This window comes from Janthinobacterium sp. ROICE36, from assembly GCF_002869965.1.
Classification (GTDB): Bacteria; Pseudomonadota; Gammaproteobacteria; order Burkholderiales; family Burkholderiaceae_D; genus Janthinobacterium.
In genome coordinates, this window is the sequence record NZ_PEBS01000059.1 from 14386 (window position 1) to 34810 (window position 20425).

Here is a 20425-nt window from a genome sequence, read left to right on the forward strand (position 1 = left end):
CTACATGGGTACGGGCTTGTTGTTGTTCAGGTAGAGAAAACCGCGCAGCAAGCGGTAGGCTTTCCACAGCCAGGCCACGCCCCACACGACGAGCGCCAGCGGAATGCCGATTAGCGTGATCCACAGGATGGCGCCGACGACGATCCAGGCCACATACCACCAGAAGGAACGGATCATCCAGCTGTGATGGCTGTACACGAAGGTGCCGGCCGCCTCGTCGCGCTTCACATAATTGATGATGAGCGGAATGAAGGAAAGGGCGCCCAGCGAAAACACAAAGCTGGCGCCATGTATCAGGTACAAGCACCAGGCCAGGTTTTTGGTCTGTTGAAGTTGGCTATCGAGAATAATATCTTGTGACATGAAAGCTCCCGTCCTTGCTTAATTTTTAATTGTAGCAAGCAAAGCGGCGCGCAAGCGCAGTCCATGGAAAAAGGTGGAAGACATTGTTGAAACGAGATCACTATCCCAGCTTGGCCGTGCGCGCCAAGTTATGGCTCTTACGTGCGCTGCCGGCCTTGTTGCTGTGCGCCACGGCGGCCCATGCCGCCGGCCCCACCCTGGAGGCGGAGTTTGCCGCTGGCTTGAAGGAAGAGGGCCTGGCGGGGGCCGTCTGGAGTGAAGTCTTGCCTGATGGCACAGTCAAAGTCGGCGCGTCCGGCCAGCGCGATGCCGCCAAGCACATGCCCATGCAGGCGGACACGCGCGTGCAGGTGGGTTCCGTGGGCAAGGTGGCGCTGGCGCTGGGCGTCTTGCGCCTGATCAGTGAAGACCGGCTCACGCTCGATACGCCCTTGCAGCAGGTGTTGCCGGAACTGGCGCTGAAAAACCCGTGGCAGGCCAGCGACCCCGTGCGCATCCGCCACCTGCTGGCGCATACGTCCGGCCTCGATAATGTGCGCTTCTGGCAGGCGTTCAGCCTACAACCCCGGCCGGAGACGCCGCTGGCCGAGGCTTTCGATGGCGGCCGCAATCTGCTGCGCGTGCGGGCCCGGCCCGGCAGCCGCTATGCGTATTCGAACATGGGCTATGGCTTGCTGGGCATGGTGATCGAGAAGGTCACGGGCCAGCCCTACGAGCGCTACCTCGATGCGCAACTGCTGCAGCCGCTGGGCATGGCGGACAGCACGTTTGTTTTCGTCACGCAGACGGGCGCGAAGGCGGACCCACGCCTGGCCATGGGCCACTTCGAGCATGGCGTGGCGCAGCCGGCCGTGCCCCAGTACTTGCGTCCGGCCGCGCAATTTACCACCACGGCGGCCGACATGGGCAAGCTGGCGCAATGGCTGATGGGCGACGGCAAGCTGCAGGACAAGCGCTTCATCGACCTGGCGCTGATGGGCGCCTTGTCCCAGCCGGCCGGCACGGATGCGGCGCAGGCGGGCCTGGAATCGGGCCACGGCCTGGCCCTGGCCGTGCGCGACCGCCACAATGTGGTGGGCGCCTGCCACCCCGGCACGGCCGTGGGTTTTCGCGCCATGCTGTGCCTTTATCCTGAACAGAAAAGCGCCTTCTTCGTGGCCTTCAATACGGATGCGGAGCAGGCCGATTATGAACGCTTCAACCGCCTGTTGCTGCGCGACCTGGAGCTGCCGCTGCGCGCGCCGGCCCCGCGCGGCACACCCGCGCCCACGGTGGAAAACTGGCAGGGCGTGTATGTACCGTCGCCCAGCCCCATGGCCAGCATGGCCTGGGTCGATGCCGTCTTCGGCTTTACGCGCGTCAAATGGGATGGCGAGTCGCTATTCCTGATCCCGTTCCAGGGCGAGCCGAAGGAACTGGAACCGGTGGGCGGCTTGCTGTTCCGTGCCAGCGATCGCAGCACCGCGTCGCACGTGCTGATGCAAGACGATGGCAAGCATATCCTCAGCGACGGCTTGCGCAGCTATGAGCGGGTGTCGATGCTGCGCATGCTGGTCTTGTGGGGCAGCCTGGCGCTGGGTATGGCTGGCATGCTGTATGTGCTGCAGGTGGGCGTCTGGCGCGCCGCGCTGCGCAGCCTTGGGCGGGCCGACCACCTGTTCGCGCCCCTGCTGTCGTTGCTGGCGCTGCTCCTGCCCCTGCCGCTGTTCTATTTCCAGTCTTATCTGCGCCTGGGCGACGTCAGCGTCGCCAGCGTGCTGCTGGCGCTGCTCACGGGCGCGTTGCCGCTGGCCATGGCGTTCGGCCTGGCGCGCTGCTGGCGCAGCCGTGGCACGGCGACCGAGGCGGGCTCGTGGGCGAAGTGGGATTGGGTCGCCTTGCTGGCGGCGCTGCAACTGCTGCTGGTGCTGGCCTGGTGGGGGCTGCTGCCGCTGCGGCTGTGGCAACTGTAGCTTGTCAAGCCCAGGCAGCCAGAAGCCGGCGCCACCAGCGCTGTACCGGCCTGGCCAGGCTGCCAGCTTCGGCGCGCCCGGCTCGCTTGGCACGATAGCTGGCCGCCGCCATCTGCAGGCCGATGCGGTCCATGGCCGCCATCGCGTCGGCTTCCTGCGGCGACAAGCCCTGCAGCAAGGCTTGCGCACGGGGTTCAAGCAGGAAGGCGTCACGCAGGGCGCCGTCCGTGTACAGCCTGGCCAGATAGGTTTCGAGTGCGGCGGAACTCATGCGCACCGCCCCGCGTGCAAGGCAGCGCGCGCCAGCTCCAGCTGGCCCAGCACATGCTCGAACGACGGGTAATTTCCGTCGCGTTCGACGATCACCGTCAAGGGCTGGGGCGCATGGCGCGCCAGCAAGGTCAACAAAGCGAAGACGGCGGGCGGCACGTCGTGCAGATGGTCGTCCAGCAAGCGCTGGCCGCCGTCTGGCGCAGCTATCCAGTGGCCGCCGCTCAAGTGCACGGCGCCGACCCTGGCCAGGGGCAGGCGCAGCAGCAGTTGCTCCGGGTCGTGGCCAAAATTGACGGCGTTCGCATACAGATTGTGCAAGTCCAGCAGCAGCGGCACGTGCGCGCCGAGGATAATCTGCGTCAGCCACGCGGCTTCGTCCAGGGTGCTGGCCGGCGGGTCGACCAGGGTGGCGATGTTTTCCATCAGCGGCGCACTGCCGACGATGCGGGTGGCCAGCGCGATATTGGCCACCGCGCCGGCGGCGCTGTGCGGCGTGCGCGGCGGCGCCGCCAGGTGGCCGATTTCGACGCCGCCGGCGCGCACGAAACTCAGGTGCTCGGACCACGACTCCGCCTGCACCACCTTCATCAGGTGCGCCATCGCATGCAGGCGGCGCGGGTCGGCGGGAATGCTAGACGCCAGCCCCATGCCGACGCCGTGCAGGCTGACGGGCACCTGGCGCGCCAGGCTGCTCAAGGCCGCGATGCCGGCGCGCGAGGCGCGGTAATAATCGTCGGCGATCACTTCCAGCACGTCGATCTGCGCCAGGTTGGACAGGATGCCGGCGGCCAGTTCACCGCGCCAGCCCAGGCCGACGCGGTCGCGTGTGGCCCCCGTGCTAGCTGCCACAGCCGCCACCACCGCCGCAACCGCCGCAGCCGCTGCCGCACGAAGAGCCGCCGCCATCGCCGCCCGAGGAGGAGCCGCCCGAGTCGCCCGTGCCGCCGGACGACGAGTCGCCGCCCGTGCTTTGTCTGGGTAGCGGGTACAGTTGGGCGACATACGCATACACCGACGGCGGCAGGGCGCCGATGCCAAAGATGGCGGCCAGCAATGCCATGTCGCCGCTGCTGCTGCCCGCCTGCAGGCGCGAGGCGCGCATGTTCAGGCGGCCAAACAGCATGCGCAGGTCGCTCAGCAGCCGCTGCGCGCTCCAGCTGATCGGCTGGGTGCGCAAGCCGCGCAGCATGAGCAGAAATACCGCCAGCAGCAGTGCCAGGAACAGCAGATTGTAGTGCTGGCGGCTGATGGCGATGACGACCTTGACGCCGGCTACCGTCAGCAGCAGGTAGTGCGCGGCCCGGGTGATGCGTTCGCGCCGGCGCAGCAGCGGCGGGCCGACCAGCAATTCCTGCTGCGTCAAGGTGTCCAGGTAGACGCGGCACGCTGGCAGCATGTCGGCCTGCGCCGCCAGTTCCTTGCTGTGGCCCTGGCGGCCCAGGTACAGCCGCAGCACGTCGCGTTCGATGTCATGGCTGGCAAAGCGCAGGCTGTCGGCGCTGGCCGTTTCCAGCAGCGGACCCTCGGCGCGCAGCAAGCCTCGGTCGACCAGCACGATGGCGGCGATTTTCACCGCTTCGAGGGCGCCGCCGCGCAAAAAGGCGATGCGGTAGGGATCATCGGCCAGCGATAGCTGGGCATGCGGATTGCGCAATTCCTGGCGGATCAGCAGCTCGCGTACGCTGTAATACACGAGCAGGCCGAAAATCAGGTAGGCCAGCAGGAACCATGGCCCGCTCCAGTCGAACGGATTGACGCCGTTCACTGCATGTGCTCCGCGAGCTCGCGCAAGCGTTCGGTAATGGCCATCAGGCCAGTAAAGGCGGGCAGGGCCTGCCCCGGCGCCAGACACGCCGTCTCGCGCGCCGTCGACATGGCTTGCAAGGCCGCGTGCAGGGCCGGGTCGCCCAGCTGGTCGACAAACGCTTCCAGCGCCTGCTTGCCGGACAGCGCAGACTTGCCCTCCAGCTGCGCCAGCGAAGCGGCGGCCGAGCGCAGCGGACCGGCCGCGTCGGCGATGGCGCCAGCCAGCTGTTCTTCGTTCAGGCTGAGGAGCAGATACCGTTCGCGCATGCGTACCTGCTGGTTCAGCAGCACTTGCCGCAGACGTCGCAGCACGGCGTCGCGGCTGGTGTGCAGGCTGGCGAAAGGATCAACGCCCAGCAGCACTCGATGGCGCGCAATGATATCGGCAAACTTGACGGCGAAGGCGTCCGCGGCCTGCGGCAACTCGCTGTCGAGCAGGAACATCACCTGCAAATCGATGGCGGCGTGCGCCATGCGCAAGGGCCCGCGCAGCGCATCGGCCGCTTGCGGCGTAAAGCGCTTGAGCAGCAACAGCAGGTTGACGTCGGACGTGGCGCGTACCTGCCCATCGGCGGCCGAGCCAAACAGCACGGCGGCGGCAAGGTCGTCACCAAAGGCCGTTTGCGCGGCTGTGACAAACAAGTCCAGGTGGCGTTGTATCTCTTCTGGTAGTGATGGTGGCATGCGGTGTTCTTTCACGAGGGGCAAGCTTGGTATTTACAAGTTTGCAATATAGCAAAAATTTGCCACCGTGCGCGCGCCGCCAGACGCCAAGTCAGGTCAATACGTTCAGCAAGCCATCGAGGCCCACAAAGTTCAGCGCCACGTCGGCCTGCGAACGCACCACGGGCTTGGCGCGGAAGGCGACGGACAGGCCGGCGATGCCCATCATTTTCAAGTCGTTGGCGCCGTCGCCCATGACGATGGCCTGCGCTGGCGTAATGCCCATCTGCGCGCAGACGCGCTCCACCGTGCGCTGCTTTTCCTCGGCGTCGACGATGCCGCCCAACACCCGGCCCGTCAGCTTGCCATCGACGATTTCCAGTTCGTTGGCGTGCGTGTAGTCGAGGCCCAGGCGTTGCTTCAGGCGCTCGGTGAAGAAGGTAAAGCCGCCCGAGACCAGCAGGGTTTTCAGGCCGGCCTTTTGCACGGCCGCCAGCATGGTTTCGGCGCCCGGCGACAGTTTCAGGCGCTCGTCGTAGACGCGCTGCAGGGCCGATGCATCGAGGCCTTCGAGCAGGGCCACGCGCTGTTTCAGGCTGGCGGCAAAATCGAGTTCGCCGCGCATGGCCGCTTCCGTGATGGCCGCCACTTGCGGTTTGAGGCCCTGCATGTCGGCGATTTCATCGATGCACTCGATGGTGATCAGGGTTGAATCCATGTCCATCGCCACGAGCTTGAATTCATTCAGTTCGCGCTGGCCCATCATGTAGGTGGCGTCCAGCTGCGCCGCCTGGGCCGCCACTTCGATGGTGGGGCGCAGCGCGGGCGAATAGGCGATCTGTTCGCAGCGCACGGCGTTCGGGCCCAGGCGCGTGATGGACGTGGGCGCGGCCAGGGCGGCGATGCGATCGAGGCGGGCGCTGTCGCCGTCCAGGCCCTGCAGGATCAGGTTCATGGTGATGGAAGTCGTGTTGGTCATGGGGCTATCCTGCATAAATGGTCGAAATGGTCTACACCGTCAATTGCTTGATGGTGGTTTTGATCTGCGTCACGCGCGCGGCCAGGTCGGGCATGGCGGCCGTGATTTTCAGTTTGTCCTGGCCATGCAGCTTGATATGGCGGTTCTTCTGGATCAGGTCGATGATGCGCATCGGATCGATGGGCGGCTTGGCCATGAATTGCAGGGTGGCCGCCTCGCCATGCACGTCGATCTTGACGATGCCCACGGTTTTCGCCGCGATGCGCAGGCGATGCGTCTCGATCAGCGCTTTCACGGGGTCGGGCAGCTTGCCGAAGCGGTCGATCAGCTCTTCCTGGATATCGTCGATTTTCTCTTGCGTGGCGCAGTTGGCCAGGCGCTTGTAGATTGACAGGCGCTCGTGTACGTCGCCGCAAAAATCGGAAGGCAGCAGGGCCGGCACGTGCAGGTTGATTTCCGTCGTCGAGGCCAGCGGCGCGGCCAGGTCCGGCTCCTTGCCGGCCTTCAGCGAGCGCACGGCTTCGTGCAGCATGTCCGAATACAGCTGGAAGCCGATTTCCGTCATCTCGCCCGACTGGCTCTCGCCCAGCACCTCGCCGGCGCCGCGGATTTCCAGGTCGTGCATGGCCAGGTAAAAGCCGCTGCCCAGTTCTTCCATCTGCTGGATGGCGTCCAGGCGGCGCTGCGCCAGTTTGGTAAGCCCCTGCACGTCGTGCACCAGCAGGTAGGCGTAGGCCTGGTGATGCGAGCGTCCCACGCGGCCACGCAGTTGGTGCAACTGCGCCAGGCCGAACTTGTCGGCGCGGTGCATGATGATGGTGTTCGCCGTCGGCACGTCGATACCCGTTTCAATGATCGTCGTGCACAGCAAAATGTTGAAACGCTGGGCGACGAAGTCGCGCATGACCTTTTCCAGGTCGCGCTCGTGCATCTGGCCGTGCGCCACGGCGATGCGCGCCTCGGGCAGCAGTTCTGTCAGCATGGCCAGGCGGTTCTGGATGGTTTCCACCTCGTTGTGCAGGAAGTAGATCTGGCCACCGCGTTTGAGTTCGCGCAGACACGCTTCGCGGATGATGGCTTCGCCTTCGCTGCGGACAAAAGTCTTGATGGCCAGGCGCTTTTGCGGCGCCGTGGCGATGATGGAAAAGTCGCGCAAGCCTTCCAGCGCCATGCCCAGGGTGCGCGGGATCGGCGTGGCCGTCAGGGTCAGCACGTCCACTTCCGCGCGCAAGGCTTTCAAGGCTTCCTTCTGGCGCACGCCGAACCTGTGTTCCTCGTCGATGATGACCAGGCCCAAACGGGTAAACTTCACGTCGTCGGACAGCAGCTTGTGCGTGCCGATGACGATGTCGATGGTGCCGTCGGCCATGCCCTTGAACGCCTGCGTGATTTCCTTGCCAGTGCGGAAACGCGACAGTTCGGCGATGCGCACGGGCCAGTCGGCGAAGCGGTCGGCGAAGGTTTGCGCATGCTGCTCCGCCAGCAGGGTGGTGGGCGCCAGGATCGCCACCTGCTTGCCGCCCATGACGGCGATGAAGGCGGCGCGCAGCGCCACTTCCGTCTTGCCAAAGCCGACGTCGCCGCATACCAGGCGATCCATCGGTTTGCCCGAGGTCATGTCCTTGATGACGTTGCGGATGGCCTCGGCCTGGTCCGGCGTTTCGTCGAAGCCGAAGCTGTCGGCGAAGCGCTGGTAGTCGTGCGCCGAGAATTCGAAGGAATGGCCCTGGCGCAGCGCGCGGCGGGCGTACAGGTTGAGCAGCTCGGCGGCCGTGTCGCGCACCTGTTCGGCCGCGCGTTTCTTCGCCTTTTCCCACTGGCCCGAGCCGAGCGAGTGCAGCGGCGCGTCTTCCGGCGAGGCGCCCGAGTAACGGGAGATCACATGCAGCTGCGACACCGGCACGTACAGCTTGGTGTCCTTGGCGTATTCCAGGTGTAAAAATTCCGTCTCGCCTTCGCCCAGGTCCATGCTGGTCAGGCCCATGTAGCGCCCGATGCCGTGGTTGATGTGCACCACAGGGTCGCCGATTTTGAGCTCCGACAGGTCGCGCACCATCGATTCGACCTGCGTCACGCCTTCCTGTTTTTTTGTGCCGACCCGGCGGCCGGAACCGGCATACAGCTCCGTCTCGGTGATGAAGGCCAGATTGCCTTCTGGCGTAAATAGTTCGAAACCCGCGTGCAGCGGCGCGACGCCCAGCATCAGCTTGGCGCTTGATTGCAGGAAGCCATCGCAGCCTTCCACCGGCGTCAGGTGCAAATCGTATTCGGTGAAGTACTGCTGCAAGGTTTCGCGGCGGCCGTTCGATTCGGCGCAGATCATCACGCGGCGGCCTGCTTGCAGCAGATAGCTGCGCAGCTTGGCCAGCGGATCGTCGGCGCGGCGGTTGACGGCGATGTTCGGCACGGGCGCCGACAGTTCGGACGCCAGCGCATCGTTCGATTTCGCAATCGCCAGGCGCGGGTAGGGCTTGGCCAGGCCGAAGAACTGCTCGTCGGACAGGAACAGCGATTCGGGTGGCAAAATCGGCCGCTCGCGGTCCGCCTTCAAGAAGCGGTAGCGCGACTGGGTATCGGTCCAGAAGCGCCCGATGGCAGCGTCGATTTCGCCCACCAGGGCCAGCGAGGCGTCGGGCGGCAGGTAGTCGAACAGGGTGGCCGTCTGCTCGAAGAACAGGGGCAGATAGTATTCGATACCGGCCGAGGCGATGCCGCTGCTGATGTCCTTGTAGACGACCGAGCGCGATGGGTCGCCCTCGAACTGTTCGCGCCAGCGGTTGCGGAAGGTGGTGCGGGCCGCTTCGTCCATGGGGAATTCGCGCCCCGGCAGCAGCCGCACTTCATGCACGGGGTACAGCGAACGCTGGGTGTCGGCGTCAAACGTGCGGATGGTCTCGATGGTGTCGCCGAACAGGTCCAGCCGGTAGGGCAGGCTTGACCCCATGGGGAACAGGTCGAGCAGGCCGCCGCGCACCGAGTATTCGCCCGGTGACATCACTTGCGACACATGGCTGTAACCGGCCAGGGTCAGCTGCGACTTCAATCGCGCTTCGTCGAGCTTTTCGCCCTTCTTGAAGAAGAAGGTATAGGCGGCCAAAAAGGACGGTGGCGCCAGGCGCACCAGCGCCGTGGTGGCCGGCACGATCAGCACGTCGCACTGGCGCGTCTGGATTTCGTGCAGGGTGGCCAGGCGTTCCGAGACCAGGTCCTGGTGCGGCGAAAATGCGTCGTAGGGCAGCGTTTCCCAGTCCGGCAGCAGGTGGCAGCGTAGTTCCGTGCCGCCAAACCAGGGGATTTCATCGAGCAGGCGCTGGCCATCGCTGGCCTGCGCCACCACCACGGCCAGCATCTGGCCCCGCGCTTTCAAGGCCAAAGCGGCCAGCGCCAGGGCATAGGCGTCGGATGAACCATACAGGGCGGGCAGCGCATAGCGGTTGCCGGGCTTGGGGAGGGCTTTTTTTAAGTCTAAGGACATGCAGGCGATGACACTAGTGGCAGAGGCAGTTGAGTGGGACAGCTATGGTGCGCGCCGCGCCGCCAGTGACGGCGCCGACAGGCGAGATTATAGACCATCGCCCGCGCGAATATTTGCTATGCCGAAAGGAATATGCACCATGGGGATGGTGCCGCCTGCCGATTTCAGGTGGCTCAGCTGGTCGTCGAAGAAGATATGCGGCTTGAAGACGGCCAGCACGCGCGACTTGTCCATGCCACCGAGGAAAAACGTCTCGTCGGCCGCCACGCCCCAGCTTTTCAGGGTCGTCACGACCCGTTCATGCGAGGGCGCGTTGCGCGCCGTGATGATGGCGATGCGCAGGATCTTCTTGTAGCCGGGGTCGCGCCGCTGGGCCTTTTCTTCCAGGCGCTGCATGCTGGCCAGCTTCTGGAACAGGTCGGCCAGTGGGCCGGGGCGGTGCGGCGTGCCCACGTTCAGGGTTTCATGGGCATGGAATTCATCGACGTCGTTGTTGCGCTTGAACACGGTTTCCGCTTCGTCGTCGGCGATCACGCCGTCGAAATCGAAGGCCACGCGCAGTTCTTCGTCGTTCTCGTCGTCTTCCGTGCGCGACGGCAGCACCAGCCCGGCCGGATAGTTGCAGGCCAGCGCGCTGCGCACGTCGTCTTCATTTGCGCTGAGGAAGAGCGAGGCATTGAACGCGGGCAGGTAGGGGTAGGGCGACTTGCCCGTCATGAAGGCGGCGCGCGAAATATCCAGGCCGTAATGGGCGATTGAGTGCATCACGCGCAAGCCCGTTTCCGGCGAATTGCGCGAAAACAGCACCACTTCCACGGGCGACTGGCGCGGATAGTGCTTGTTGATGTTCAGGAAGCGGCGAATGAAGGGGAAGGCCACGCCACGCGGCAGCACCGTGTCGATATGCGTTTCCTGGTACTTGCGGTATTCCTCGGGGCCGTTGTCGAGGTAGACCTGGTGCGATTCTGCCAGGTCGAACAGGGCGCTGGAAGCGACCCCGATCACCAGTTTGTGTTCGATAGGATAAGCCATGGTCTGCCTGTGATTTGCGTGCTGAGCATCTTATACGACTATCAACTGCGTAGCCAATAGTAGTGGCGCAGAGGGATTTTTTTTGCACCAAAACAGGGCGAGAAGCCAATTTTTCTGGCCGCTGTGCAATATGTGCCACAGTAAAGAAAGAAATCTTGTTTTGTGTCAAGGCTTTGACAGCCAGCGCACCCGTTTTCCACTATGCTTGCACTGATGAATTCTCGTCAATTGTAACGAAGCGTACGCCCCATCCCCGCCACCTTTATACAAGTGTCAGCTGTTTTACTCGAACATGCCAGCCCCGACTTCGCCAGCAGTCTTCGTACCTTTATAAAGGACCTAGCCATGTTTAAGAATTTACTGATCAAATGGAAGTTGGCGACCCTCGTCGCCGTGATGATGGTGGCCTTGCTGGTGGTGAGCATCAGCGGCTACTCGGGCATCGCCACCGTCGGCAGCGCCGTTGATGAAATCGGCGTGGTGCGTCTGCCGTCCATCCAGGGCTTGATGATGATCAGCGAAGGCCAGACGGCCGTCGCCGCCGCCACCCTGACGGCCGCCATCTATGAAAACAATTACCAGGCACAAGACAAGTTCGCGGAAGCGCTGCAGTTGCGCACCAAGGCCTGGAACAATATCGAGGCGGGTCGCAAACTGTACGAACCGCTGCCGCAAACGCCGGAGGAGGCCGTGCTGTGGACGCGCTTCCAGGCGGAGTGGGCCGCCTGGAAGGGCGATGACGACAAGGTGCGCGCCATCCTGCGCCAACTGGCTGACAATCGCGACGAGCCGCGGCAGAAAGAGTTGTTCGTGGCGTTCTACAGGCAGTACCTGGCTTCGAGCAGCCTGTTCGGCAAGGCCGAAGGTACGCTCAACGACATCATCAAGCTCAATAATGGCGTGGCCGCTGCCAGCGTCAAGGAGGGCAGCGCGGCCGTGATTCGCTCGGAAAGCCTGATGCTGATCCTGGGCGTGCTGGCTGCAGCGCTGGGCATCGCTTGCGCCGCCTACATTACGCGCGCCATCACCCAGCCGATCAATTTGGCCGTGAAAGTGGCGCAAACGGTGGCTGCGGGCGACCTGACCAGCCAGATCGAGGTGCACACGACGGAAGAAACGGGCCAGCTGCTGCAGGCACTGAAAGACATGAATTCCAGCCTGGTCAACATCGTCGGCCAGGTGCGCAGCGGTACCGAGACCATCGCCACGGCGTCGTCGGAAATTGCCAGCGGCAACCTGGATCTGTCCTCGCGCACCGAAGAGCAGGCCAGCTCGCTGGAAGAGACGGCGTCGTCGATGGAAGAACTGACGTCCACCGTGCGGCAAAATGCCGACAATGCCCAGCAGGCCAACCAGCTGGCGCTGAGCGCTTCTGGCGTGGCGGTCAAAGGCGGCGCCGTGGTGGGCAAGGTGGTTGAGACCATGGACGCCATCAACGATTCCTCGCGCAAGATCGTCGATATTATTTCCGTCATCGACGGCATCGCCTTCCAGACGAATATCCTGGCCCTGAATGCGGCCGTGGAAGCGGCGCGCGCGGGCGAGCAGGGGCGCGGCTTTGCCGTGGTGGCCACCGAGGTACGCAACCTGGCGCAACGCTCGGCGGCGGCGGCCAAGGAAATCAAGACCCTCATCGGCGACTCCGTGGTGGCGGTCGACGCGGGCAGCAAGCTGGTGGCCGAGGCGGGCAACACGATGGCCGAAATCGTCGCCAGCGTGCAGCGCGTGACGGACATCATGGCGGAAATCAGCCTGGCGACGCAGGAGCAAAGCTCGGGCATCGACCAGATCAACCAGGCGATCAGCCAGATGGATCAGGTGACGCAGCAAAACGCGGCCCTGGTGGAAGAGGCGGCCGCTGCGGCCGAATCGCTGCAGGAGCAATCGGGCCAGCTGGCCGAAGCGGTCAGCGTCTTCAAACTCGATGGCGCACTGGCACCGGCCGAGCAGGCCAAAGCGGCCGCGCCGCGCACCGTGCTGGCCAGCGCGGCGCCGAAGCGTCCGGCGCCGCGTCCCGCAGGTCGTCCGGCCTTGCGCGCCGTGCCCTCCCAGCGCCAGGACGCGCAGCGTGATGACGAGTGGGAAGTGTTCTGACGGATTGACGGCGCCAGCAGGCGCTACCGGACGGCCGCCTTGTGCGGCCGTTTTTACATGCGTGCGCAGGCGCACACTGCGGTTACTACTTACTAAAAAAACAGCGTTATTAAAATAGCTGTTTTGCCATCTAAGCAAATCTTTTCAAAACTTAACGCGACATTGCTTGTGAGATAACTCACACTGCCTGCCGTACCACCCTAGTTCCCGCCTCGGCCACATCCCGGCTGACCCCTTCGCCTGTTGCGTCCGGCCATTCGTGGCAGGCGGCAGCCATTGCCGTCAGCCTTGCATGCGAGTCCGGCGCAATGACCGATGCACCACACTGAAGGATGCGAATAGATGGCAAATATGAAAATCGGCACGCGCCTGCGCTGCGCCTTTGCATTGTTGACCTTGCTGCTGCTGGCGACTGCCTTGCTGGGCATGCTGCGCCTGTCGAGCCTTGAACTGCGCATGCGCGACGTGATCGATGACAACTATCCGAAAACCGTGCTGGCTAACGACATCATCAAGAATGTCAACATCATCGCGCGCTCTTCGCGCAACTTGCTGCTGATGAGCGAGCCGCAGCAACTGGCGCAGGAACGCGCCACCATCGCCAGGGCGGGAGACGCCACGGAAAAGGGACTGGCGCAGCTGGAAAAGGTGGTGCTGTCACCGCAGGGCCGCAAGCTGATGCTGGCCGTGACGCAGGCGGGCGCCGCCTTCAACGGCGGGCGCGACAAGGTACTCGCCCTGCTGCAAGAGGGCGCGCGCGACGCAGCGGCCAGTTTGCTGCTCGGCACGGTGCGCGGCGAGCAGCTGCGCTATATGGCGGCGCTGGAAACGCTCATTAGGCACCAGCATGATTTGATGGAGGCGGCGGGTGCCCAGGTGGACGCGGAATACGCCACGGCGCGCGACATGATGCTGGCGCTGAGCGCGCTTGCCGTGCTCTTTTCGCTCGTCACCGCCTGGCTGTTCACGCGCAGCATCGTCAATCCGCTGCACCACGCGTTGACAGTGGCGCAGACCGTGGCCGCCGGCGACCTGACATCGACCTTCGGCCGCCACGGCGGCGATGAAACGGGCAAGCTGCTTGACGCGCTGTGCATCATGAACGGCAAGCTGTTCGACGTCGTGCAGCAGGTGCGCAGCGGCACCGACACCATCGCTACGGCTTCGTCGCAGATCGCGGCTGGCAATCTCGACCTGTCCTCGCGCACCGAGGAGCAGGCCAGCGCGCTCGAACAGACCGCGTCGGCGATGGAGGAACTCAGCTCCACCGTGCAACAGAATGCGGACAATGCGCGCCATGCCAGCGTGCTGGCCATCGAGGCGGCGAACATCGCGGGCGCAGGCGGACAGGCCGTGGGGCAGGTGATCCATACGATGGACGCCATCAGCGCTTCCTCGGCGCAGATTGCCGACATCATCGGCGTGATCGACATGCTGGCCTTCCAGACGAATATCCTGGCCTTGAACGCGGCCGTGGAAGCGGCGCGCGCGGGCGAGCAGGGGCGCGGCTTTGCCGTTGTGGCGACGGAAGTGCGCAACCTGGCGCAGCGCAGCGCGGCAGCGGCGCGCGATATCCGTGCCCTGATCGCCAATTCCACCCAGCAGGTTGACGCGGGTGCAGCCCTGGTCGCGCAGGCCGGCGCCACCATGCAGGAAGTGGTGGCGGCCGTGGGCCGGGTCAGCCAGATGGTGGCCGACATCACGGCCGCCAGCGCCGAGCAAAGCACGGGCATCGGCCAGGTCAGCCAGGCGGTGGTGCAGATAGACGAAGTGACGCAGCAGAACGCCGCCCTGGTGGAAGAAGCGGCGGCCGCATCGCAATCGCTGGAAGGCGAGGCGGCGAACCTGCTGCAGTTGGTCAGCGTATTTCGCTTGCACCAGCGGCCGGCGCACACCTTGCCACGCCGCAGCGCGCCGGCCGTGCCGCGCCTGCCGGCCTAGTGGCGCACCTGGCAAGGTTCTGGCACGGCCCGCGGGCGCTGCTGTGCGCTGCACTGGCCGCCGGCCTGCCGCTAGGCCTCTGGCTGGACGGCGCGCCGTTGCGGCATGTGGCGTTGACGGCGCTGGCGCTGGGCTGCGCCTTGCTGTGGAGGGTGCGGCGGCGCCAGGCGCGCGATGGGCAAGGCGGCAAACCCCTGGCATCGGCGCGCAGCCGGGAGCTGCAGGCGCGCCTGGACAGCGCCATCGTCAACGGCGAATTTTGCTTCCACTACCAGGGCAAGTTCGATACGGCGCAATTGCGCCTGGTCGGCGTGGAAGCGCTGCTGCGCTGGGACCATCCGCACCACGGCCTGATCTACCCGAACGCCTTCGTCGGCCTGGCCGAGCAGACTGACGCCATCGTCGCGCTGGGCAACTGGGGCATCGACGCCGCCTGCCGCCAGCTGGCGCAATGGCGCGCGGCGGGCCTGCCATTGACGCCTGTCGCGGTGAATGTCTCGGCGCGCCAGCTGTGCGAGCCGCACTTGCCGGACTTCGTGTTGCGCTGCCTGCGGCGGCACGCCATTCCTCCCGGCCTGCTGGAGCTGGAAGTGACGGAAAGCTGTTGCATCGACGACATGGCGCAGGCGACGCAGGTGCTGTGCCGGCTGCGCGCGCTGGGCCTGGCCATTTCGCTCGACGATTATGGCACCGGCCATTCAGGGCTCAGCCATGTCAGGATGCTGCCAATTCATACCATCAAGATCGACCGCTCCTTCATCCGCGACCTGGGCAGCACAGGCAGTGATACGGTGATCGTCGCCTCGACGATTGCGCTGGCGCGCGGCCTGGGCTTGCAGGTGCTGGCCGAGGGCGTGGAAAACAGCGAACAGCTGGCGCAGCTGCGGCACCTGGGCTGCCCCCAGGTCCAGGGCTTTTACCTGCACCGGCCAGCGCCTGCGGCCGACGTGGCCGCGCTGCTGGCCGCCGGCGCGCCGACCGGCCTGATAACAGCGCCGCAACAGGGCGCCATGCGGCATGGCGCGGATGCTCAGTAGAATATGGCCACTGCAAGCCGCGTGCTTTAACACCTTCACCCCCACGCAAGAATGATAAACAGTCCCGTCCCGGCCTATGTCTTCGGCCCGTTTCGCCTTTTGCCGCTAGAACGCCTGCTGTTCGAGGGCGAGCGCGCGCTGCGCCTGGGCAGCAGGGCCATGGACTTGCTGCTGGCCCTGCTGGAGCGTGCCGGCGATATCGTCGACAAGCATGAATTGGTGGCCATCGTCTGGCCCCATGCCGTGGTGGACGACGCGACCTTGCGCGTGCACCTGGCGGCGCTGCGCAAGGCGCTCGGCGATGGCCGCGATGGCCAGCGCTACATCACGACCATTCCCGGGCGCGGCTACGGCTTCCTGGCGCCGCTGGCGCTCACGGGCCGGCAGGCGCCCGGTGCGGCTGGCGTGGAGCCGCGGCATAACTTGCCCGTCATGCTGACGCGCATGCTGGGCCGCGCCGAGGTGCTGCAAACGATGGCCAACCAGCTGCTGCAATTGCGCCTGCTGTGCGTTGCCGGTCCGGGCGGCATCGGCAAGACCACGCTGGCCGTCGTCCTGGCCACGCGCGTGCTGCGCCGCTATGCCGACGGCGTGTGTTTCGTCGACCTGTCGCCGCTGGACGAGGGCCGCCTGGTGCCTTTGGCGCTGGCCACGGCGCTGGGGGTGGCGGTGCCGGCCGGCGATGCCATGCCGCCCCTGCTGGCCTATTTGCGCCCGCGCCACATGCTGATCGTGCTCGATAACTGCGAACACGTGATCGGCGCTGCCGCCACGCTGGCCGATGCCTTGCTGAAGGGCGCGCCGCTGCTGCATGTGCTGGCCACCAGCCGCGAGCCGCTGCGCATCACCAGCGAGCAGTTGTTGCGCCTGCCCGCGCTGGAATTGCCGCCGGCCGATGCCGTGCCCGATGCGGCGGCGGCCCGGCATTTCTCCGCGGTCCAGCTGTTTTGCGAACGCTGTGCGGCCGTCGACGATGCTTTCGTGCTGGCCGACGCCGATGTGCCGGTGGTGCTGGACATCTGCCGGCGCCTCGATGGCATCCCGCTGGCGCTGGAGCTGGCGGCCGGGCGCATCGGCCATTTCGGCCTGCACGAATTGCGCCGCCAGCTCGATGACCGATTTCGCCTGCTCACGCGCGGCGCGCGCAACATGCCCTTGCGCCACCAGACCCTGCGCGCCACCCTGGACTGGAGCTACGGCTTGCTCGATGCGCAAGAGCGCCAGGTGCTGCAGGCGTTGAGCGTGTTCAAGAGCCGCTTCCGCCTGGAATCGGCCAGCGCCGTGGCGGGATGCGAGGTCTTCGATACGCTGGCCGACCTGGCGGCCAAGTCCCTGGTCAGCATCGAGTTTTGCTGCCAGCACGTGTATTACCGGCTGCTCGATACCACGCGCGCCTACGCTGCGGCGCTGCTGTCGGCCAGCGGGGACGCCGGCGCCGTGCTGCTGCGCCATGCGCGCCATTGCCTGGGCCTGGCGGGACGCATTGCCGCCGACTGGGAAAGCATGCCGCCGGCGCAATGGAGCGCGCGCTACGGCCGCCATGTCGATGACCTGCGCGCCGCCATCGACTGGGCCTTCGGCGAGGAGGGTGACGTAGCGCTGGGCGTGGCCCTGACTCTGGCAGCGCAGACCCTGTTCTATCAGCTGTCGCTGATGGATGAATACCGCGTGCGCGTCGAGCGGGCGCTCGAGCGCATGGCCACGCATGCGGTGGAGGACCCCGACAGCGAGATGCAGCTGCAAGCCTCGCTGGCGCACCTGCTGCTGCATACGCAGGGCGTCACCGGCACCATGCTTCGTTCGTTCCAGCGCGGCTACGCGCTGGCCATGCGCACGGACGATGACAGCCACCGCTTTGATGCGATTTGCGGCATGTGGATCTGCAGCCTGAAGATGGCCGATTTCCAGGGCGCCGACAATTACGTGGCGCAGCTTGCCGTCCTGTGCGCAGCGCGCGATGACACGGTGATGCGGCTGGTACTGGCGCGCATGCGCTCGGCGGGCGAGTATTTGCGCGGGCGGTACGCGCAGTCGGCGGCGCTGGCGCGCATGGTGCTGGCGCACCCCGAGGGCGCCGGACAACTTGGCTTCAACAATGCCTTGCTGGCCGATCACCAGGTTTGCCTGCGCGGCATGCTGGCGCGCTGCCTGTGGATGCAGGGCCGTCCCGACGACGCCCTGGCGCTGGCGCGCGAGGCGGTGACGGTGGGCTTCGAGCACAATGGCGTCACGCTGTGCGTGGCGCTGGCCATCAATGCCATCCCCGTCGCCCTGTGGTGCGGCCAGCGGGGACAGGCGCATGCCTGGACTTGCCTGCTGTGCGAGCATGCGGCCCGCTATGGCTTGCTGTACTGGAGCGCCTGGGGCGCCGCCTACCAGCGCCTGCTCGATGCGGGCGAGGCGATGACGGAATTTCCCTGGCCCTCGGTGCGCAGCTGGCCGATACAGATCGATTTGATGGCCACCTTGCACGACGCCGCCGCCGATAGCCAGGCGCTGCGGCGCGCACGCACGGGGCAGGCGCCGTGGAGCGCGCCGGAAGTGCTGCGCCGCGATGCGCATCACCGCTGGCAGGCGCTGGCGCAAGGCGATACGGCCGGCCTGGACGCGGTACGCGCGCAGCTGGAAGAGGCGTTGCAGCTGGCCAGGGGCCAGCAGGCGCCGGGCTGGGAACTGCGCTGCGCCACCAGCCTGGCGGCCGTGCTGCAGGCGCAAGGCCGCCGCGCCGCCGCGCATGCCTTGCTGGCCCCTGTCCATGCGGGATACCTGCAGGGGCGCGACACCATGGACGTGATGGCGGCGGCGGCTTTGCTGGCGCAGCTGGCCTGATGCCTATTCGTAGGCGCCCAGCCGGCGCTGTTCCTCCGGCGTGAAACTGGCGTCGCGCAGCTGCTGCAGGGCCGCTGCATCCGGCGCGCCGCCGGCCAGGCCGGCCTGCTGTGCCTTGAGCGCTTGATAGGCGATGATGCGCTGCTGCCACTGCGATTCCTCGCGGTCCAGGTCCGCCAGGCGCGCTGCCGCCGCCGGCGTGAACGTGCTGGCGCGCAGGCGATAGACTTCATTTTCGCCTGCGCCCTGGGCCCGCAGGGTTTTGACGGAGGCGTCCAGCTGCGCCACCTGCAGCGGCGCATCGCGCGCGGCGCGCTGGTCCGGAGACAGCCGTTGATCCAGCGCCGCCAGCTGCGCCTGGCGCTGCGCTTCATCGAGCGAGGCGTCGCCGAGTATCGCCAGGCGTGCCACGGCATCGTCGTCATACGCATCGCTGGCGCCGAACAGGCCCGCGCTTTCTTCGGGCGTAAAGTAATCGCCGCGCAAGGCGCGCATGGCTTGCAGGCGCGCGCGCGCCGCCAGGGCCGCATCGGCTTGCGCCGGCAAGGCTTGCTCCGCGCCAGCCAGCGCCTGCTTGTAGGCCAGCCAAGCGCCCAGCAGGCGCTTCGCTTCGCGGGCGGGGATGGGCGCCAGGCGCCGGTCCAGTTCCGCCTCGATCTGGCTGCGGATGGTGGCCAGCGGCTTTTCACCCAGGCCCGCCAGGTAGTAGTCGAACAGGTGGCCCAGTTCCGCGTCGACCACCAGTTTGTCGCCGGCGGCCACCGTCACGTTGCCATCGGGCCGCGTGCCTTGCATCGAGCGCACGAACGCGAACAGGTCCGGGTCCGCCTTTTCCGGCGGCGGGGCCGGTGGTTCGCCCGGGCGCAGCACCAGGTACAGGGCCAGCGCTGCCAGGCTACCGCCGATGATCCATTTCGCGTGCATGCGCTTCTCCTTACAGTCCCAAGCCTTGCAGGCGGTTGGCTTGCTGGCGGTAGACGGTGACGGGGTTCGTTTCGAACAGGTTGACGATGCCGACGAACTGGTTGACTTCATCGAGGTGATTCATGGCGTAGTCATCGCGGATCACCTTGCCCAGGTGGCTGGAGCAGCTGCTCACCAGGCCATCGTTCTTGACACCGCCGAAGGCCAGACTGATGGCCGCCAGGGCCGGGTCGCCCACGTCGAGCACATTCGTGTACGGTTGCGCGCCGCTCCACGAAAAATAGTACACGCCTTGCACCTGGTAGGCGCCTTCGCCGCAGGCGGTGGTCGGGATGCCTTGCGGGTGGCGGCTGTTGAAGGCCAGCGAACCGGCCGTGGACAGCGATGCCAGCGAGGCGCCCGCGTTTTGCGGCAGTCCCTTGTTGCCCGATAAAATGTCGATCAGGGAGGCGAGTGCATTGCCCAGCGCGCCGCTGGTGTTGGGAATGGCGCCGCTGAGGATATCGGCCACCTTGGAACCCTTGTTGACGCCGGCCACGCTGGTAACGGACGCCACCAGGTCGGGGCGCACGGAAGCGACATAACGGGCCGTGGGGCCGCCGTGGCTGTGGCCGATCAAGTTGACCTTGGCCGCGCCCGTGGCGGCAAGGATTTGCCGCACCTGCGACAGCAGCTGTTCGCCGCGCACTTCGGTGCTGTTGGCAGCCGACACGGTGGTCACATACACTTGCGCGCCGCCGCTGCGCAGGGCGGCGGGTACGCCATAAAAGTATTCGACGGGACCGAGCTTGTCGAAGCCGAACAGGCCATGCACCAGCACGATCGGGTATTTCGTTTGTGTGTAGCCGGCCGCGCTGGCGCTGCCGGGCAGGATGGCGAGGGAAAGCAGCAGGGTCGATAGCAGTTGCCAAAAGCGAGTCTTCATTTTGTGTAACTGTTCAGCATGAGCAGTGTTTCAAAAAACAGTTGTAAACCTTTTCAAACCGGCTCATCATGCTGTCATGGCAAAAAAACGTACCCCTCCCGATCTCTCCGCCCTGACGCGCGGTGAGCTTGA

Annotated in this window: 15 protein-coding genes; 5 read left to right on the forward strand and 10 right to left on the reverse strand. The window is 65.7% G+C overall.

All coding sequences use genetic code 11. The annotated features are described in order from the left end of the window. The gene (locus tag CSZ94_RS20770) at nucleotides 1-363 is read right to left on the reverse strand and encodes a DUF4870 family protein (RefSeq protein WP_102123266.1); all 363 of its coding nucleotides are present in this window, start codon (nucleotides 361-363) and stop codon (nucleotides 1-3) included. Between the two features lie 86 nt (nucleotides 364-449). On the opposite strand from CSZ94_RS20770, the gene CSZ94_RS20775 reads away from it, so the two are divergent. Continuing rightward, on the forward strand, nucleotides 450-2315 hold the full coding sequence (locus tag CSZ94_RS20775) for a serine hydrolase domain-containing protein (RefSeq protein WP_180977551.1): 1866 nt from the start codon (nucleotides 450-452) through the stop codon (nucleotides 2313-2315). Nucleotides 2316-2319: 4 nt separating this feature from the next. Here CSZ94_RS20775 and CSZ94_RS20780 read toward each other — a convergent pair whose 3' ends face one another. From CSZ94_RS20780 to CSZ94_RS20810, 7 genes are all read right to left on the reverse strand, one after another. Beyond that, nucleotides 2320-2586, reverse strand: coding sequence for a hypothetical protein (locus tag CSZ94_RS20780; RefSeq protein WP_102123268.1), 267 nt, complete (start codon nucleotides 2584-2586; stop codon nucleotides 2320-2322). Next, on the reverse strand, nucleotides 2583-3437 hold the full coding sequence (locus CSZ94_RS20785) for a DUF692 domain-containing protein (RefSeq protein ID WP_180977552.1): 855 nt from the start codon (nucleotides 3435-3437) through the stop codon (nucleotides 2583-2585). Before CSZ94_RS20785 ends, CSZ94_RS20780 begins: the two co-directional genes overlap by 4 nt. Further along, nucleotides 3427-4353, reverse strand: a complete 927-nt coding sequence (locus CSZ94_RS20790; RefSeq protein ID WP_180977553.1) for a TIGR04222 domain-containing membrane protein — start codon at nucleotides 4351-4353, stop codon at nucleotides 3427-3429. Before CSZ94_RS20790 ends, CSZ94_RS20785 begins: the two co-directional genes overlap by 11 nt. Next, on the reverse strand, nucleotides 4350-5078 hold the full coding sequence (locus tag CSZ94_RS20795) for a nucleotidyltransferase domain-containing protein (RefSeq protein ID WP_146009861.1): 729 nt from the start codon (nucleotides 5076-5078) through the stop codon (nucleotides 4350-4352). Before CSZ94_RS20795 ends, CSZ94_RS20790 begins: the two co-directional genes overlap by 4 nt. Before the next feature lie 91 nt (nucleotides 5079-5169). After that, complete coding sequence (serB, locus tag CSZ94_RS20800; protein ID WP_102123283.1) at nucleotides 5170-6012, reverse strand: phosphoserine phosphatase SerB; 843 nt, start codon at nucleotides 6010-6012, stop codon at nucleotides 5170-5172. A 55-nt stretch (nucleotides 6013-6067) separates the two neighbouring features. Then, nucleotides 6068-9511, reverse strand: a complete 3444-nt coding sequence (gene mfd / locus CSZ94_RS20805; RefSeq protein ID WP_102123272.1) for a transcription-repair coupling factor — start codon at nucleotides 9509-9511, stop codon at nucleotides 6068-6070. An 87-nt stretch (nucleotides 9512-9598) separates the two neighbouring features. Then, entirely contained in the window at nucleotides 9599-10543 is a 945-nt protein-coding gene (locus CSZ94_RS20810; protein ID WP_102123273.1) for a 5'-nucleotidase, read from the reverse strand. A 345-nt stretch (nucleotides 10544-10888) separates the two neighbouring features. Here CSZ94_RS20810 and CSZ94_RS20815 point away from each other — a divergent pair, with 345 nt between their 5' ends. The 4 genes from CSZ94_RS20815 (at nucleotide 10889) to CSZ94_RS20830 (ending at nucleotide 18444) form a co-directional block, all read left to right on the forward strand. Further along, nucleotides 10889-12637, forward strand: coding sequence for a methyl-accepting chemotaxis protein (locus CSZ94_RS20815; protein WP_102123274.1), 1749 nt, complete (start codon nucleotides 10889-10891; stop codon nucleotides 12635-12637). A gap of 342 nt (nucleotides 12638-12979) precedes the next feature. After that, nucleotides 12980-14578 carry a methyl-accepting chemotaxis protein gene (locus tag CSZ94_RS29215; RefSeq protein ID WP_102123275.1) on the forward strand — a complete coding sequence of 533 codons (1599 nt, stop codon included), beginning with the start codon at nucleotides 12980-12982 and terminating at the stop codon, nucleotides 14576-14578. Continuing rightward, nucleotides 14578-15615, forward strand: coding sequence for a putative bifunctional diguanylate cyclase/phosphodiesterase (locus CSZ94_RS20825; protein ID WP_180977554.1), 1038 nt, complete (start codon nucleotides 14578-14580; stop codon nucleotides 15613-15615). Before CSZ94_RS29215 ends, CSZ94_RS20825 begins: the two co-directional genes overlap by 1 nt. Before the next feature lie 51 nt (nucleotides 15616-15666). Then, complete coding sequence (locus CSZ94_RS20830) at nucleotides 15667-18444, forward strand: ATP-binding protein (protein WP_102123277.1); 2778 nt, start codon at nucleotides 15667-15669, stop codon at nucleotides 18442-18444. A 3-nt stretch (nucleotides 18445-18447) separates the two neighbouring features. On the opposite strand, the gene CSZ94_RS20835 is transcribed toward CSZ94_RS20830, so the two are convergent. Together CSZ94_RS20835 and CSZ94_RS20840 are read right to left on the reverse strand one after the other, a co-directional pair. Further along, nucleotides 18448-19368: a lipase secretion chaperone gene (locus tag CSZ94_RS20835; RefSeq protein WP_102123278.1), complete on the reverse strand. Its 921-nt coding sequence runs from the start codon at nucleotides 19366-19368 to the stop codon at nucleotides 18448-18450. A 10-nt stretch (nucleotides 19369-19378) separates the two neighbouring features. Then, on the reverse strand, nucleotides 19379-20293 hold the full coding sequence (locus CSZ94_RS20840; RefSeq protein WP_102123279.1) for a lipase family alpha/beta hydrolase: 915 nt from the start codon (nucleotides 20291-20293) through the stop codon (nucleotides 19379-19381). Nucleotides 20294-20425 lie beyond the last annotated feature (132 nt).

Coding starts and splice junctions, on each gene's coding strand:
- CSZ94_RS20780 (WP_102123268.1), bottom strand. CDS start 2,586: ATGAGTTCCGCCGCACTCGAAACCTATCTGGCCAGGCTGTACACGGAC.
- mfd (WP_102123272.1), bottom strand. CDS start 9,511: ATGTCCTTAGACTTAAAAAAAGCCCTCCCCAAGCCCGGCAACCGCTAT.
- CSZ94_RS20830 (WP_102123277.1), top strand. CDS start 15,667: ATGATAAACAGTCCCGTCCCGGCCTATGTCTTCGGCCCGTTTCGCCTT.
- serB (WP_102123283.1), bottom strand. CDS start 6,012: ATGAACCTGATCCTGCAGGGCCTGGACGGCGACAGCGCCCGCCTCGAT.
- CSZ94_RS20815 (WP_102123274.1), top strand. CDS start 10,889: ATGTTTAAGAATTTACTGATCAAATGGAAGTTGGCGACCCTCGTCGCC.
- CSZ94_RS20835 (WP_102123278.1), bottom strand. CDS start 19,368: ATGCACGCGAAATGGATCATCGGCGGTAGCCTGGCAGCGCTGGCCCTG.
- CSZ94_RS20810 (WP_102123273.1), bottom strand. CDS start 10,543: ATGGCTTATCCTATCGAACACAAACTGGTGATCGGGGTCGCTTCCAGC.
- CSZ94_RS20840 (WP_102123279.1), bottom strand. CDS start 20,293: ATGAAGACTCGCTTTTGGCAACTGCTATCGACCCTGCTGCTTTCCCTC.
- CSZ94_RS20770 (WP_102123266.1), bottom strand. CDS start 363: ATGTCACAAGATATTATTCTCGATAGCCAACTTCAACAGACCAAAAAC.
- CSZ94_RS20795 (WP_146009861.1), bottom strand. CDS start 5,078: ATGCCACCATCACTACCAGAAGAGATACAACGCCACCTGGACTTGTTT.
- CSZ94_RS29215 (WP_102123275.1), top strand. CDS start 12,980: ATGGCAAATATGAAAATCGGCACGCGCCTGCGCTGCGCCTTTGCATTG.